The 14,427-nt window shown below is 43.3% G+C and carries 16 protein-coding genes; 15 read left to right on the top strand and 1 reads right to left on the bottom strand.

From position 1 onward, the window contains the following. Positions 1 to 100 precede the first annotated feature (100 nt). The 8 genes from AC4J95_RS03845 to dagF all read left to right on the top strand — a co-directional run bounded on the left by AC4J95_RS03845 (position 101) and on the right by dagF (position 6,075). Entirely contained in the window at positions 101 to 427 is a 327-nt protein-coding gene (locus AC4J95_RS03845) for a PRD domain-containing protein (RefSeq protein WP_494548672.1), read from the top strand. Between the two features lie 18 nt (positions 428 to 445). Beyond that, a complete protein-coding gene (locus AC4J95_RS03840; protein WP_216407725.1) occupies positions 446 to 799 on the top strand; it encodes a glycine-rich SFCGS family protein in 354 nt (117 codons plus the stop codon). Between the two features lie 12 nt (positions 800 to 811). Next, the gene (locus AC4J95_RS03835; protein WP_494548671.1) at positions 812 to 1,162 is read left to right on the top strand and encodes a DUF4312 family protein; all 351 of its coding nucleotides are present in this window, start codon (positions 812 to 814) and stop codon (positions 1,160 to 1,162) included. Positions 1,163 to 1,182: 20 nt separating this feature from the next. Continuing rightward, positions 1,183 to 1,962: a DUF4311 domain-containing protein gene (locus AC4J95_RS03830; protein WP_494548670.1), complete on the top strand. Its 780-nt coding sequence runs from the start codon at positions 1,183 to 1,185 to the stop codon at positions 1,960 to 1,962. A gap of 278 nt (positions 1,963 to 2,240) precedes the next feature. Continuing rightward, positions 2,241 to 2,933: a DUF4310 family protein gene (locus tag AC4J95_RS03825; RefSeq protein ID WP_316401174.1), complete on the top strand. Its 693-nt coding sequence runs from the start codon at positions 2,241 to 2,243 to the stop codon at positions 2,931 to 2,933. Positions 2,934 to 2,948: 15 nt separating this feature from the next. Continuing rightward, positions 2,949 to 4,055 carry an amidohydrolase/deacetylase family metallohydrolase gene (locus AC4J95_RS03820; protein ID WP_494548669.1) on the top strand — a complete coding sequence of 369 codons (1,107 nt, stop codon included), beginning with the start codon at positions 2,949 to 2,951 and terminating at the stop codon, positions 4,053 to 4,055. Further along, positions 4,045 to 5,154, top strand: a complete 1,110-nt coding sequence (locus AC4J95_RS03815) for a DgaE family pyridoxal phosphate-dependent ammonia lyase (RefSeq protein ID WP_494548668.1) — start codon at positions 4,045 to 4,047, stop codon at positions 5,152 to 5,154. The genes AC4J95_RS03820 and AC4J95_RS03815 overlap by 11 nt, the downstream gene beginning before the upstream one ends. A 183-nt stretch (positions 5,155 to 5,337) precedes the next feature. Next, positions 5,338 to 6,075 (top strand): 2-dehydro-3-deoxy-phosphogluconate aldolase, encoded by a 738-nt coding sequence (dagF, locus tag AC4J95_RS03810; protein ID WP_494548667.1) that lies wholly within the window; start codon positions 5,338 to 5,340, stop codon positions 6,073 to 6,075. Positions 6,076 to 6,150: 75 nt separating this feature from the next. Here dagF and AC4J95_RS03805 read toward each other — a convergent pair whose 3' ends face one another. Continuing rightward, positions 6,151 to 6,357, bottom strand: coding sequence for a hypothetical protein (locus AC4J95_RS03805; protein WP_494548666.1), 207 nt, complete (start codon positions 6,355 to 6,357; stop codon positions 6,151 to 6,153). A gap of 403 nt (positions 6,358 to 6,760) precedes the next feature. Here AC4J95_RS03805 and AC4J95_RS03800 point away from each other — a divergent pair, with 403 nt between their 5' ends. The 7 genes from AC4J95_RS03800 (at position 6,761) to AC4J95_RS03770 (ending at position 14,371) form a co-directional block, all read left to right on the top strand. Next, on the top strand, positions 6,761 to 7,195 hold the full coding sequence (locus AC4J95_RS03800) for a hypothetical protein (RefSeq protein WP_316401169.1): 435 nt from the start codon (positions 6,761 to 6,763) through the stop codon (positions 7,193 to 7,195). A gap of 391 nt (positions 7,196 to 7,586) precedes the next feature. Next, the gene (locus AC4J95_RS03795; RefSeq protein WP_494548665.1) at positions 7,587 to 8,579 is read left to right on the top strand and encodes an ABC transporter ATP-binding protein; all 993 of its coding nucleotides are present in this window, start codon (positions 7,587 to 7,589) and stop codon (positions 8,577 to 8,579) included. Beyond that, on the top strand, positions 8,580 to 9,563 hold the full coding sequence (locus tag AC4J95_RS03790) for an ABC transporter ATP-binding protein (RefSeq protein WP_494548664.1): 984 nt from the start codon (positions 8,580 to 8,582) through the stop codon (positions 9,561 to 9,563). A gap of 21 nt (positions 9,564 to 9,584) precedes the next feature. Further along, entirely contained in the window at positions 9,585 to 11,189 is a 1,605-nt protein-coding gene (locus tag AC4J95_RS03785; protein WP_494548663.1) for an ABC transporter substrate-binding protein, read from the top strand. 24 nt (positions 11,190 to 11,213) lie between these two features. Then, the gene (locus AC4J95_RS03780; RefSeq protein WP_494548662.1) at positions 11,214 to 12,236 is read left to right on the top strand and encodes an ABC transporter permease; all 1,023 of its coding nucleotides are present in this window, start codon (positions 11,214 to 11,216) and stop codon (positions 12,234 to 12,236) included. Next, a complete protein-coding gene (locus tag AC4J95_RS03775; RefSeq protein WP_494548661.1) occupies positions 12,236 to 13,063 on the top strand; it encodes an ABC transporter permease in 828 nt (275 codons plus the stop codon). Before AC4J95_RS03780 ends, AC4J95_RS03775 begins: the two co-directional genes overlap by 1 nt. A 261-nt stretch (positions 13,064 to 13,324) precedes the next feature. Continuing rightward, positions 13,325 to 14,371 (top strand): serine hydrolase, encoded by a 1,047-nt coding sequence (locus AC4J95_RS03770; protein WP_494548660.1) that lies wholly within the window; start codon positions 13,325 to 13,327, stop codon positions 14,369 to 14,371. The last annotated feature ends 56 nt before the right edge of the window (positions 14,372 to 14,427 follow it).

The raw sequence follows: 14,427 nt of genomic DNA, 5'->3' as shown, positions 1-14,427 counted from the left end.
ACAAAAAGATGTCTGTTCTGTTTTCGTGTATAAGCCGAAAAGCAATGATGGACAAACAGAATGGTATCTAGCAATAGGATAAAGAAGGAAGTGAGAAACCGTGACTGGAGAAGCGTTACAAATTATTTCAACTAGTAAATATCAGAAAGAATTAGAAGAGCTAACCGATTGGTTAAAAGAGGAACTAATGAAATTGTCCATCACACCAACGGATTTACAATGGACGATCTTAATCAATCATTTAAATGAAATGATAAAACGTTCCAAAGAGCAGGAGACGATTCCAGAAGTTGATCCTGAAATGTTCAATGAAGTATCTAACGAAGCGTTGAAGCTAGCCGATGGTGTCGTCAGGAAAATCGACAATCTATCGCAAGACGAGATGTATGTTTTATCGATTCATTTTGAAACAGCCAAACAAAATTAAATTTAGGGGGAAAAATAAATGATCACAGTAGTAATCGCAGACCGTATGGGTAAAGGACAAAACGTAGCAAAAGGTGTAGAAGCAGCAGGCGGCAGAGCAGTCGTTGTTCCAGGAATGGGAGCAGACATGCGTTTAGGCGATGTGATGCAGCAGGAAAATGCCGACATGGGGATTTCATTCTGCGGTAGCGGCGGAGCAGGAGCGCTGACAGCTTCAACCAAGTACGGTTATCCTGAACGGCATGGCATGCGCTCCATCGAAGAAGGCATCACAGCGATCAATGATGGCAAAACGGTTTTAGGTTTCGGTTTTATGGATCAGGAAGAATTAGGCAAACGTCTAGTAGAAGCTTTTGAAAAGAAACATAATTAGGGAGATGAGTAAATGAGTATTCAAGATTGCCAACAAGTCATCGTGACAGTCGAAGGCACGGGCGATTCTAAACAGCATGCGTTTGCAAGTGCCTTGGGTCAAATCCAAAAGAAAATGATGCAGGAGTCAGAAGTCATTTTACGCATTGAACCGATTGAAGTAGAAGTTATCAAGGCAGTTGAAAAGACATATAAGGAACGTTTTCTCTTTTTCTTCTTTCCAAGAAAAAGAACGAGCTATCATGTGGAGTTGGAAGTGACGGTCAATGTGACGACGCTTCAAGTAAATGAAGTAGCCTTTACTCAGGAAGCGACAGATGATCCTGATGGCATTCAGATTCCGGTTATTTCCAAAAGACTATAAGTAAAGGGAGGAAAAAGATAGTGGAGTTTACAGTAATTTTAATTAAATCAATCATCATTGGCGGCTTACTCGGGTTTTCTGCTTCGATGGGAGCAGCGCGGATGTTCCATGCGCCAAGTACGCAAGGATTGGGTGCCTTCCGTACATTAGGTGAAATGAATGCCTGTATGGGAGACCCGGCATCGCACTTTTCATTCGGGCTAGGCTTCTTCTTCAATGCTTGGGCTTCAACGGTTGGAGCCGGAGCATTTACACAGGACGTCACACATCGGATCATTCCCAACTGGGCAGCTTCAGTCTTATTAGCAAAAAATAAAAATGTTACAGAAACGATGCATGATCCTCGGAAAATGGGCTTTGTTGGAGCGGTGGTAGGAGCAATTGTTGTCGCATTCTTAAATTCAACCGCAGCAGCTATTCCAGCAGCACTGCAAGTCACTGCGGTAGCGGTATTAGTTCCAGCAGCAACTACTTTGATTAATATCGTCATGCCCGTGATTTTCTGGTTGGCAGCATTAGACGCAGGAAAACGGACTGGATTCTGGGGTACATTATTCGGCGGAATCGCACAATTGATTATGGGCAATGCCGTTCCAGGGGTGGTACTCGGAATCTTAATCGGTAAAGGTGTCGATGAAATCGGCTGGTCAAAAGTAACGAAGATGATGATGGGCGCGATCATCTTACTATTCGTATTCAGCGGCTTCTTCCGCGGCTTCGACTTGCAAGTATTGGAAAGCTTCAAACTACAAGCACCACAATGGTTGGAAAACATCCATAAAATGCTTGGGTTGAGCTAAGACAGCTCTGAACGGGTGAGTTAAAAAATGAAAAAGTTGTTGGGTAGATTCAACTATTTAGCAGAATGATAGATAAGGTGAGAATAATTTTACTATAAGTAAATTCATTATAGGATGCCAGTTTGCGAGTTCCACTCAATGCTTCAGCGTGGTTAGTGGAATCGTATGCGAGGCGACGAAAAGTTCATTTTTCGATTCTTTTGAAAAATGCGTTCTTAAGTAGGAGTTAGCCTTATTGACTAGTAAGAGAATGTTAACAAGATATAGGAGGGAAACAAATGGATAACACGGAAGAATTGGAAAGGGAACAAGCGATGCTTTCTGAAGAGAAAAAAGCGAAAAGCTTCTGGTATGCGGATTGGGCATTTCCAATCACTGTTGGAATTATGGCAGCGGCTGTTTTTGCTGGAACCCATATGTATGTTGTACACGGAGTAGGAGCCTTTAATGAAGTATCCATCGTAGCGATGCTGAAGGCGGGATTAGATGGTGGTTCATATGGAGCGGCAGCAGCGTTTGGCGCAAGCTTCTTGTTTGCACGTATTTTGGAAGGCTCATTGGTAGGGATTCTTGACTTGGGCGGATCGATCTTAACGGGTATTGGTATCGGGATTCCAGCGATCTTCTTGAGTATGGGGATTCGCGCACCGATCGATAACTTTGCTTTGTCATTATTGACTGGAGCTGTTTTAGGACTGTTAGTCGGCGGTGTGATTATTTTGATTCGGAAGTTCACGATCAATCAGGCGAACTCAACCTTTGGCGCAGATGTCATGATGGGTGCTGGTAATTCTTCGGGGCGTTTCTTAGGTCCATTGATTATCTTAAGTGCCTGCGGAGCATCGATTCCGATCGGGATTGGCGCGACTTTAGGAGCGTTAGGCTTTTATGCTTGGAAGAAACCTATTGCTGGTGGTGCGATTCTTGGAGCGATGGTACTTGGTACGATCTTCCCAGTTGCGCTTCAGTAGAAAGAGGGCTAAAGGATGTTTGATTTACTAATCAAAAATGGAAAACTGATCACTGGGGAAACAGTCGAAGTCGCAATCAAAGACGGCGTCATCTTAAAAGTAGATAAGAACATCGAATCATCAGCGGAAAAAATCATTGACTTAGCAGGGGAGCATTATATATCCGCCGGCTGGATTGATGATCACGTTCATTGCTATGAAAAAATGACGCTCTACTATGATTATCCAGATGAAATCGGTGTGACCAAAGGCGTTACGACTGTGATTGACGCTGGTACGACTGGCGCAGAAAATATCGGTGACTTTTACGAGATCGCTAAGAATGTAAAGACTAATGTCTATGCACTGGTCAATATTTCAAAATGGGGCATCGTTGAGCAGGATGAATTAGCTGATTTGACGAAGATTCAGGCGGACCTTGTGCATGATTGCTTAGCTAAGCTTCCGCAATTTATCGTAGGAATCAAGGCGCGCATGAGCAAGACTGTCATTGGTGAAAATGGCATCACACCGTTGGAATTGGCGAAGGATATTCAGCGGAAAAACCAAAACCTTCCATTAATGATCCATATTGGCTCGGCACCGCCAGAGCTGCGAGAAATCTTGGAGGTCTTAGATGAAGGGGATGTGTTGACCCATTGCTTCAATGGCAAACCGAATGGGATTCTAGATAAGGAGACCGATCAGATCAAGGACTTTGCGAAAGCGGGTTATGAAAAAGGGATTGTTTTCGATATCGGTCACGGCACCGACAGCTTTAATTTCCATGTGGCAGAAACAGCGTTGAAAGCAGGGATCAAAGCCACGTCCATCAGTACCGATATTTATCATCGCAATCGTGAGAATGGACCGGTTTATGATTTGGCGACAACGATGGAAAAACTTCGGGTTGTTGGCTATTCATGGGAAGAGATCCTGGATAAGGTAACCGCTGTGCCAGCGAAATATTTCCATTTAACGAAAAAGGGACAATTGAAGACTGGCTATGATGCAGATATCACGATTTTCGATTTGGCAGATGGGGAAAAAATATTGATGGATTCAAATGGGTTTACGCGAACAGCGAAGGAATTGATCATACCGGTGAAAACAATTATTGGGGGCGCAGTTTATGACAACTAGTTATGACAAATTTGGCTTAAAGGAAGTCATCAATGCTTCAGGCAAAATGACAATTTTAGGTGTGTCAAAGGTGTCAGAAAATGTTGTAGCGACACAGCGCTTTGGCGGTGAACATTTCTTTGAGATGAGCGAACTGTTTATTCAGACGGGAGCTTATTTAGCGAAGCTTTTAGAGGTGGAGGATGCGCAGATCGTGTCCTCAGCCTCAGCTGGGATCGCGCAATCTGTTGCAGCATTGATTGGTGAAGGAAGCGGCTATCATGCCTATCATCCTTATACCGACCGTATCAAAAAGCGGGAGATCATTTTACCCAAGGGGCACAATGTTGATTATGGGACGCCGGTTGAAGTGATGGTCAGTCTAGGCGGTGGTAAAGTCGTTGAGGCCGGTTATGCTAACGGCTGCTCACCTGAGCAAGTGGAAATGATGATCACGGAAAATACGGCGGCGATACTCTATATCAAGAGCCATCACACGGTGCAAAAGAGTATGCTGACGGTAGCAGATGCAGCAGCGGTCGCTAAGAAGCATGGTCTGCCGCTGATTGTTGATGCGGCAGCTGAAGAAGATCTTTACCAATACAGTAAAGCTGGCGCGGATCTGGTCATTTACTCAGGCGCGAAAGCGATCGAAGGGCCCAGCAGCGGACTAGTGATCGGCAAAGCCCAGTATATCGACTGGATTCGACTGCAGGGCAAAGGGATCGGTCGCGCGATGAAGATCGGCAAGGAGAATATTCTAGGCTTTACGCAGGCGTTGGTGGATCATTTACACTACGGCAGCGAGACTGGCGATTCCATGAAGCAGCGTTTGGCGCCCTTTATCGAAGAGCTAAATAAAATAGAGGGCTTAGAAGCAAAGGTCGTGCAAGACGGAGCAGGAAGAGAGATCTATCGTGCCAGCGTAAAAGTGCAAAAGGGCTCAGCCGCAGACGTGATCGCGGCATTAAAAGCAGAAAATCCTGCGATCTACACACGGGAATATCAAGCCAATAACGGTATCATCGAATTTGATATCCGTTCTGTTGACCAGCATGAACTGCATAAGATCATTGTTCGATTAAAAGAGATTACCAGCTCCGGTTTTTGCAGTAGCTGAATGTGAGAAACACTAATGATTTCTGAAAAGCCTTTACTTCGGACGCTTTACCGGATTGGTATGCGTACGAAAATCATTTGAATTTTACGTTAGAAAAATTCAAACTTTATTTATGAGCTAGCTGATAGTCCATACGAGTGGATGATATCTAACAATATTAATAGAAATAAGGTGCTTATATAAATGTCATTAACCCCGAAATATTATAAAGAACGAGTGTGTCTGAATGTATTAGCAAACTCAGTCGAAAACGCTCGCGATTGTTATGAAGCGGCAGAAGGTCATGTGGTCTTAGGAGTGCTGTCGAAAAATTACGACAGCGATGAGGCTGCGATTGAAGATATGAAGAAGTATCAGGCAGCAACTGAGAATGCACTATCCGTTGGTCTTGGTGCAGGTGATCCAAATCAAAGTCCAATGGTTTCACGTATCTCCAGTGAGCTGCAACCACAGCATGTGAACCAAGTCTTTACTGGCGTGGGAACCTCTCGTGCCCTGCTGGGACAGAAGGATACCGTGATCAATGGTTTAGTATCGCCCTGCGGAAAAGCTGGTTATGTCAATATCGCAACAGGTCCGTTGAGCTCACAAGTAACTGAAGCCATCGTTCCAATCGAAACAGCGATTGCTTTGCTGAAGGATATGGGCGGCAGCTCCGTTAAATATTTTCCAATGAAGGGACTTGCCCATAAAGAAGAATATCAGGCGGTGGCAAAAGCCTGCGCCGAAAATGACTTCTATTTGGAGCCAACTGGCGGGATTGATTTAGAGAACTTCCAAGAAATCGTCAAGATCGCCTTGGATGCGGGTGTAGAGAAAGTGATTCCCCACGTTTATAGCTCGATCATTGATTCAGAAACAGGCGATACCCGTCCAGAGGATGTCAAAGCCCTGCTGGATATGGTGAAAGAGCTCCTTTAATATAGAAGAAACAGCACAAAAAGTCACTCGTAAGTCGACTTTTTGTGCTGTTTACTTGTTTACTAATAGTAGAGATTAATGGTGCTTATCTTGCAGGCTTTTGATCTCGTCAAGACTCAAACCAGTGAACTCTGCGATTTGTTCAAAAGGAAGGTTTGCCATCAACATTTTTCCTGCAATGGTCCTTTTTTCTTTTAAAAGCCCTTCTTCAATCCCTTCTTCTCTCGCGGTGGAGAGCTCAGCGTTTCGAATGGCTTCAGTTTTGTTAATATTCATAATCATCGTCTGTTCTTCCTCCTTTAGCGAATAGAAATCGATTTTCCTTAATAATAAATCGTTCGTCGGCAAGTATTTTTCCATCGTATCACGCCTTTCAGACAGTACATTGAAAGGCTTTTCTCGCTTTTATTATAGCATGGGCGGGAAAAGCTCTTCTATAGATAACATACGTAGAAATTGATTTTTTTATTATAGAGAATGATAAAGAGAGGGTGAATTGACGTCAGAGGAATTATTAAATCTTGCACAATCATTTGACAGCGCTTCAAAAATGTTGTAAGTTAAGAGACAACTTGGAGGATAAGAATCTCTTTTATCTTGGTAAGTTTAAAAGAATAGAAGCAACAAAAAATTTTCGTGCTGTTAGTGAAATTATGCACAAAATAAATGAGTAGGAGGAAGCGGAATGATTGAAACGTTTGTGTTTTCAAGTGAGAGTATTTTTTTACGGGAAGAAGATCAATCGAAAGTCCATCAATTGCTAGACTATCTGAAGAGTCGCAAGCAACAGATCGGCATGGTTTTCTACGATCAAGCAATGATGAATCAAGTGTTGTTGGACCACCATTTGGCCGATTATTTAGATTTTTCGATCAATGGCGAAAAAGCTGGAACGGTTCCTCATGGGCTAGTCGATTTTCTGCAGGTGGAGCTGACACATCAGAAGGTCAATTTCATCTCGAACTCTTTGGAACAACTAGATGAAGCCAAAACGCTGGGCTTCAAACCGATCTACATTGCAGAAGATTGCGACAAAGAAGCAGCACCGTGTCAATCCTTTAGAGATTTCGATCAGCTGCATTTAGGCGTCATCGAAAGCCGCTTTGAGAAATTAATGTAACAGTCAACTAAATCATTCATTCAAGAGTCTTTGACAGTTTTTAAAAGAAACTGTCTGAGGCTCTTGTTTTGTTATTTCCAGAGGATTATTTTGAACGAAAAATGAGTGATAATAAAATACAGTTTTTTAATATTAGACACACTCAGGATAATCTAATAATAAAACTAACATTTTTGGGTTATTAGTGATTAAAGTTGTCGTTGTGGGATTTCTAAAAAAAGTGGATAAAACTTTATATTGACAATCTTTTGGCAACTGGTATAATCAAAAAATAAAATATTTTTCGAAAATTCTGAATAAATACACAAATGCTGACAGATTTAATTATGAGAGTCTACAGTTATTTTTTAACCTTATTTTAAAAATAAAAAAGTAGGGAGTTAATTATTTTATGGAGAAAGAACTGCTGCGGGTCGAAGAACTCACCGTTAAATTTCGCACCTATAACGGAGAAGTGACTGCCGTAAATAATTTAGATCTTCTATTAAATGAAAACGAAACATTAGGGATCGTTGGGGAAAGTGGCAGCGGGAAGAGTGTGACTTCTTTGAGCATCATGGGGTTGTTAGATGAAGCGACAAGTACGGTCACTGGTAGAGCTTTGTTTAAAGGCAAAGATCTGATTGCCATGAAGGAAAAGGAGAAGCGACAGTATCGCGGACATCATTTAGCGATGATCTTTCAAGAGCCGATGACTTCTTTGAATCCGCTTCATAAATGCGGCAAGCAGATCATCGAATCGATGCTGATTCATACCGATATCTCAAAAGCGGATGCGAAGGAAAAGGCGATTGAGCTGTTAAAGCTTGTAGGAATCCCAGCACCTGAGCAGCGTTTCAATGAATATCCACACCAAATGTCGGGTGGAATGCGGCAACGGGTGATGATCGCTATGGCTTTGGCCTGTGATTCGCAGCTATTGATTGCTGATGAGCCGACGACCGCACTGGATGTAACGATCCAGGCGCAAATTTTAGAGGTTTTGAAGGAATTGAGAGACCGCTTGAAAATGGGGATCATTATGATCACTCACGATCTGGGGGTTGTGTCTGAAGTCTGCGACCGAGTGATCGTGATGTATACCGGAAAAGTAGTGGAGCAGGGATTGATTCGTGAAATACTAGACAATCCGAAGCATCCTTACACGGAAGGCTTGATCGCCGCGATTCCAAATATCAATGATCAAAAAGGGAAACTCAGCAGCATTGAAGGTGTGGTTCCTCAATTAAGTGAAATGCCAAAGGGCTGCAGCTTCCACCCACGCTGTCCTTATGCGATGGATATCTGCAAGGAAAAACGCCCCGCGATCACAACGATTGAAAATGGACGCAAGGTTCGTTGTTTCAAGTATTCGACGGAAGAAGAGACCGAGGTGACGACGTAAATGATGACGCAAGAACCAATTATTCAGATGGAGCATGTCAAACAATATTTTGAGATCCGCGACAGTACTGGGAAAAAAGGCACGCTGAAGGCGGTCGATGATGTCTCATTAACGGTGAAAAAGGGTGAGACGTTTGGCATTGTAGGCGAAAGCGGCTGCGGGAAAAGTACGTTAGGAAAAACCATGCTGAACCTTGGCGCCATCACGGATGGGACGATCATTATTGATGGACAAGATGTCAGCGCCTTCAAGAATCGCCAGGAAAAGAAGGCTTTTGGTACGAAAGTCCAACTCGTTTTCCAAGATCCATCCGCCTGCTTGAATCCTCGAAATAAAATCAGCGGTATTTTGGCAGAGCCTTTCCAGATTCACCATAAGAAGGATATGACTAAAGCAGAGATTGAAGCTGAGATCGATCGTTTATTGACAATGGTAGGTTTAGCGCCTGATTATAAGCATCGCTATCCTCATGAAATGTCAGGGGGGCAAAAGCAGCGTATCGGGATCGCCCGCGCGTTGGCGTTGAAGCCGGATATTATCATCTGTGATGAACCTGTTTCGGCATTGGATGTGTCAATCCAAGCGCAGGTTATCAATCTGCTGGTTGAGCTGCAAAAACAAATGGACCTGACGTATTTCTTCATTTCCCATGATTTAGGCGTTGTTTATCACCTGTGCGATCGGATCGCCGTGATGTACTTGGGAAACATCGTGGAGTTGGCAGATCGCGATGCTTTGTACGGCGATACGCTGCATCCTTATACGAAGGCCTTGATTTCAGCGGCACCAACTATTGATAAGGAAAAGACAGATCGAATCGTGTTGACCGGGGATGTACCAAGTCCAGCGAATCCGCCAAAGGGCTGCAAGTTCCATACACGCTGTCCATTTGTCATGGATAAATGCAAGACAGAGGTTCCTGAACTGACGGAAGTAAAGGACAATCACTTTGTGGCTTGTCATTTATGTAATAAAGAGGAATAAAAACAAGGAGGAGTACAAGGTATGAAAAAAAGCAAGATGTTGTGGAGCGTCATTTGTCTGTTAATGTTGACTCTCGCTGGTTGTGGCGGCGGTGGCGGCAGCACAGATGGGTCAAACGATGGTGGCGGCAGTGGAGATGGCGACAAGACGTTGGTAGTCGGGATGGCATCTGACTTGAAAACTTTGGATCCTCACCATGGGTATGAAGTATACGGAAACATGGTGTATTACGCGATGTATGATTATTTGTATCGGACTTATGAATCATCGACTCCAGAGCCTTCATTAGCGGAATCTCACGAATTAGATGATTCACAAAAGGTTCATACCTTCAAGATCAAGGAAGGCGTGAAGTTCTCAAGCGGAAATGAATTGACGTCAAAAGACGTGAAATTTAGTGTGATGCGGACCAAAAATCTGAAGAGTAATACGACACATCACACGGAAAATGTGGAAAGTATTGAAACACCCGATGATTACACTGTGAAGTTTACGCTGAAAGAACCTGATGCAGCTTTCTTAGTGAAATTAGCCAATAACTCGTTTGCCATCGTTGATTCAGAAGTGGTCAAAGAACATGGCGGTACTGATGCAGAAGACGCATCTTCTAAAGACACGGCTGAAAAATGGTTGAACTCAAATTCTGCTGGTTCAGGCGCGTATGTTTTGGACAAATGGAAACAAAACGAAGAGCTTAGTTTGACGAAGAACAAAAACTACTGGGGCGAAGTGAAGAACGACAAAGTCATCTGTAAGGAAATCCCAGACGTGAACACCCAGATCCAAATGTTGAAACAAGGTGACATCGATATCGCTTTAGGCATTGGTGTGGACAACGTTTCTCAATTGAAGGATCAAGAAGGCGTGAAGATCAAGAACTATGTCGGCTCAACAACGACCTTCCTATTGATGAACCAAGATGAAAAAATCGGCGGACCAATGGCCAATCCGAAGGTTCAGGAAGCTGTTCGTAAAGCGATCAACTATAAAGAGTTATTGGAAATCTCTGGTGATAAAGCGGTATTACCATTAGATATCGTACCTAAAGGATTTACCGGAGCGTTAGAAAAAGAAAAAGATTATCAAGATATTGATGAAGCGAAGAAATTGATGGAAGAAGCTGGCTACAAGGACGGCTTTGAAGTGAAATTCACCGTGGCGAATTTTGATACAGAGGGGATGTCTTGGACAACGCTAGGTCAAAAGATCAAGGACGATTTAGAAAAAATCGGAATCAATGCCAAGATCGAAACCTCTGAGATCGGCGTCGTCATCGATTCTTATCGTGAAGGGAAAGAAGCCTTCTTGCTGATGCATTGGCATCCAGATTATATGGAGATCAACAATCAATTAGTGTTCTTACCAGGCGACACAGTAGGTGAGCGTGCGAATTGGACAGATACTTCGAATACGAAGATCGCAGAATTGAAGAAAACGATCCAAACAGAATCTGATGAAGAAAAACGAGTGGCAGCATCAGAAGAATTACAAAAATTACTGGCAAATGATATGCCATATGCATTCTTAGTTCAGCATCCGAAAGTATTGGCTTATCGTGATAACTTGAAAGGAATTAACTACTACGAAGTGCAAAAGATCAATTTCCAAGATGTAAGTATCAACTAACCAAAGGGCAAGGGGCAAAAGTGTATGAGGAATATGGCTAGATTTTTATTACGGCGCTTACTATTTGTCTGCTTTTTGATCATTGGGGTGACGTTTTTAGTATTCATGATCTCACATCTCGTTCCCAGTGATCCAATCGCGTCGAATATGAGTCCAAATGCGATGAGCGATCCTGCGGCAGTCGCGGCTTACAAAGCGCGCTGGGGATTGGACAAGCCGCTAATGGAACAATATTTTATCTATCTAAGCAATTTGTTGCGGGGGGACTTAGGGACTTCGATTCGCACTGGTAATCCTGTTCTCAGTGATTTGAAACAGTTTTTCCCGGCGACTTTGGAACTATCCATCATGGCGATGCTGATTGCCGTTTTGTTCGGGATCACTTTCGGAATCATCTCTGCGGTCTATCGCAACAAGCCGTTTGATTATCTAGTCCGTACTATCTCGATCAGCGGGGTCTCGATCCCGAACTTCTGGTTCGCATTAGTTATGCTACTACTGTTTTATTCCAAATGGCAGCTGTTTCCGGGAGGCGGTCGAGTCAGTTCACGGATCTCGGCGCCGACTGGAGGGACCGGATTTTATGTCTGGGATGCTTTGGTGAGCGGCAACTGGACATTGTTAAATGATGCCCTCTCCCATTTGATTTTGCCAGCGATCGTCCTTGGATTCTTTACCATGGGACTGATCTCGCGGCAAACTCGCTCGAATCTATTGGAAGTCTCTTCACTAGATTATATTCGAACAGCAAAAGCCAAGGGGTTATCCCAACGCCAGATCGTCCTGCGCCATGCGTTAGGCAACGCGCTGATTCCTGTAATTACCGTTATGGGAATGGGCTTTAGCAATTTGCTGGGCGGAATGGTCTTTGTTGAAAAAATCTTCTCGTGGCCGGGAATCGGGCAATACGCCTATCTCTCGGCAACAACGCTGGATTTTCCGGCAATCTGTGGTGTTTCATTATTGATCGCGATGGTCAATGTGATACTGAACCTTCTGATTGATATTCTATATGGGGTCATCGATCCGAGAGTGAGGTACAGCTAATGAAACGACTACTAAAACAAAAAAACTTTTTATTTAAATTAGGAATCGTGATCTGTTCGTTGTGGGTGATCATCGCCATACTCGCTCCATTGATCGTACCGCAGAATCCGCTGGCACAGGACATGGCAGGACGCTTTCTGTCACCTGGTTCAACCGGACATTTTTTAGGAACGGATGAATTGGGACGTGACGTTTTCTCTCGTGTGTTGATGGGGAGTCGGGTGTCGATCACGGCTGGACTGGTAACTGTCTGTATCACGATCGTCATCGGAACAATCTATGGCGGAATCGCCGGTTATGTCGGCGGGATCATCGATGATATCATGATGCGTTTTGCTGAATTGATCGCTGCTTTTCCACCGCTGATTTTGGCGATGGTGATCGCCGCTGCATTAGGACCAAGTATTTTCAACTCGGTATTGGCAATGACGATCATCTGGTGGCCCAACTATGCACGGCTGATGCGGAGTCTCGTGATCACCTTGAAGGAAAATGAATACATCGTTGCTTCAAAGGTTTTAGGCGCGAGTCATTTGCGAATCTTGGTCAAAGAGATCGTCCCAAATGCGTTAGGCTCACTCCTAGTAATGGCGACTCTTGATATCGGGAATGCGATCGTAACCTTCTCAGGACTAAGCTTCTTAGGTCTGGGTACCCAACCGCCAACACCGGAATGGGGCTCGATGGTTTCCGATGGGGTCAATAATATGAACTATTGGTGGATATCCACCTTCCCAGGTATCGCGATCTTCTCCATGTCGATCGGTGCCAACTTTGTGGGTGACGGACTGCGCGATTATCTCGATCCAAAAATCAAAAACAAATAAACGAAACGAAGATCTCGTCTTTCTGCTAGTGAAAGGCGAGATCTTTTTTGCATTTCCACGCTATTTATGATGTTCATTCAAAACAAAGCTAACTGTCTTAAAACTTACAACGATTAGACCTTGTTAATGTTTATAAATTATATATTCCGTATCGAAATTAATTATTTTACTAAGAGAATGTGATAAACTAATTATTAATGAGTGAAGAATAATTTTGCATTCGAGAAACAATCAAGTGAAAGAATAAACCTAAGATAGAAGGTGAAAATTTTGGGTAAACATACGGATCCAAACGAGAAATCTAAAGGCAAATATGTTGTGATCGGTCTGGCGGCGCTCTTATTAACAGGGGGCATGTATTTTGGCGTGACGCGCATTTTAAATAATCCAACGGAAAAACCAAAAGAGTCAGTTACTGCTAAGGAGAGTTCCTCATCTTCAAAGGAGAAACCGACTGCTAGCAGCACAAAAAAATCAGAAAAGAAGACGACTAAAAAGAGTTCTGAAAAGAAAAAAGAAACGAAGAAAACAACAGAGTCTTCTAAGAAAAAAACCACCAAATCAAGTTCAAGTAAAAAGCAGGAAACCACGAAGAAGACCACAGCTAAAGCTAAGAAAACTACTCCTAAGTTAAATGCGAGTACTCTGACCAAAAGTGCCGGCAAGGTGTATTATGGCGTTCATTATTTTAAAGATAAACAGGATTTTTCCAGCAATAATTCCGAACGGACGATCGCAGCCAACGTAATCGAGCTGTTCATTATGGACTATGCTTTAGCGCAAAAAGATGGTAGTGAGCAAGTCATCCAAGACAAGAAGCTGAATGAGTGGCTGACGCCGATGATCCAGCAAAACGATATCAATGCCACCAATGTATTGATTGATCATTACGGCATGGATAATATGAATGGCTATTTCAAGGATCAAGGCTATCCAGATACTGTCATCGAGCGTCGAATGGTGGATATCAACGTTCGAAGCACCGACAAAGACAACTACACTTCCTTAAATGACTGTATGAAGCTATTGAAAAAAATCTATGATGGTCGCGAAAAAGAACCGCAAAAAACGATGTTGGAAATGATGAAGGGACAAGTGATCCGTACGAAGATCCGTGCGCAACTACCGAAGGATGTCGTTGCGGGAAATGTCACTGGTGAGCAGCAAAACGTTGAGAATGATATCGGGCTGGTTCTTACTGAGGACAATCCTTTTGCTATCGTTGTATTAACAAAGGATGTTTCAGATATTCTAAAAACCAGAACCGCGATCGCTGATTTTAGCTTAGCCGCGACAAAAGTGAAATAGAGCAAGCAAAGGCAAGAAAATGTGATCATTGATCAGATTTCCTTGCCTTTTTTGAG

This window comes from Enterococcus sp. GPZ-007 (assembly GCF_059374735.1).
Note: the sequence above shows the minus strand (reverse complement) of the source record. Positions and strands in the feature narration are given on the sequence as shown.

Excerpts from the sequence above, each read along its gene's own strand:
- AC4J95_RS03840 (WP_216407725.1), top strand. The coding sequence starts at position 446 with ATGATCACAGTAGTAATCGCAGACCGTATGGGTAAAGGACAAAACGTA.
- AC4J95_RS03835 (WP_494548671.1), top strand. The coding sequence starts at position 812 with ATGAGTATTCAAGATTGCCAACAAGTCATCGTGACAGTCGAAGGCACG.
- AC4J95_RS03825 (WP_316401174.1), top strand. The coding sequence starts at position 2,241 with ATGGATAACACGGAAGAATTGGAAAGGGAACAAGCGATGCTTTCTGAA.
- AC4J95_RS03820 (WP_494548669.1), top strand. The coding sequence starts at position 2,949 with ATGTTTGATTTACTAATCAAAAATGGAAAACTGATCACTGGGGAAACA.
- AC4J95_RS03815 (WP_494548668.1), top strand. The coding sequence starts at position 4,045 with ATGACAACTAGTTATGACAAATTTGGCTTAAAGGAAGTCATCAATGCT.
- dagF (WP_494548667.1), top strand. The coding sequence starts at position 5,338 with ATGTCATTAACCCCGAAATATTATAAAGAACGAGTGTGTCTGAATGTA.
- AC4J95_RS03805 (WP_494548666.1), bottom strand. The coding sequence starts at position 6,357 with ATGATTATGAATATTAACAAAACTGAAGCCATTCGAAACGCTGAGCTC.
- AC4J95_RS03800 (WP_316401169.1), top strand. The coding sequence starts at position 6,761 with ATGATTGAAACGTTTGTGTTTTCAAGTGAGAGTATTTTTTTACGGGAA.
- AC4J95_RS03795 (WP_494548665.1), top strand. The coding sequence starts at position 7,587 with ATGGAGAAAGAACTGCTGCGGGTCGAAGAACTCACCGTTAAATTTCGC.
- AC4J95_RS03790 (WP_494548664.1), top strand. The coding sequence starts at position 8,580 with ATGATGACGCAAGAACCAATTATTCAGATGGAGCATGTCAAACAATAT.
- AC4J95_RS03785 (WP_494548663.1), top strand. The coding sequence starts at position 9,585 with ATGAAAAAAAGCAAGATGTTGTGGAGCGTCATTTGTCTGTTAATGTTG.
- AC4J95_RS03780 (WP_494548662.1), top strand. The coding sequence starts at position 11,214 with ATGAGGAATATGGCTAGATTTTTATTACGGCGCTTACTATTTGTCTGC.
- AC4J95_RS03775 (WP_494548661.1), top strand. The coding sequence starts at position 12,236 with ATGAAACGACTACTAAAACAAAAAAACTTTTTATTTAAATTAGGAATC.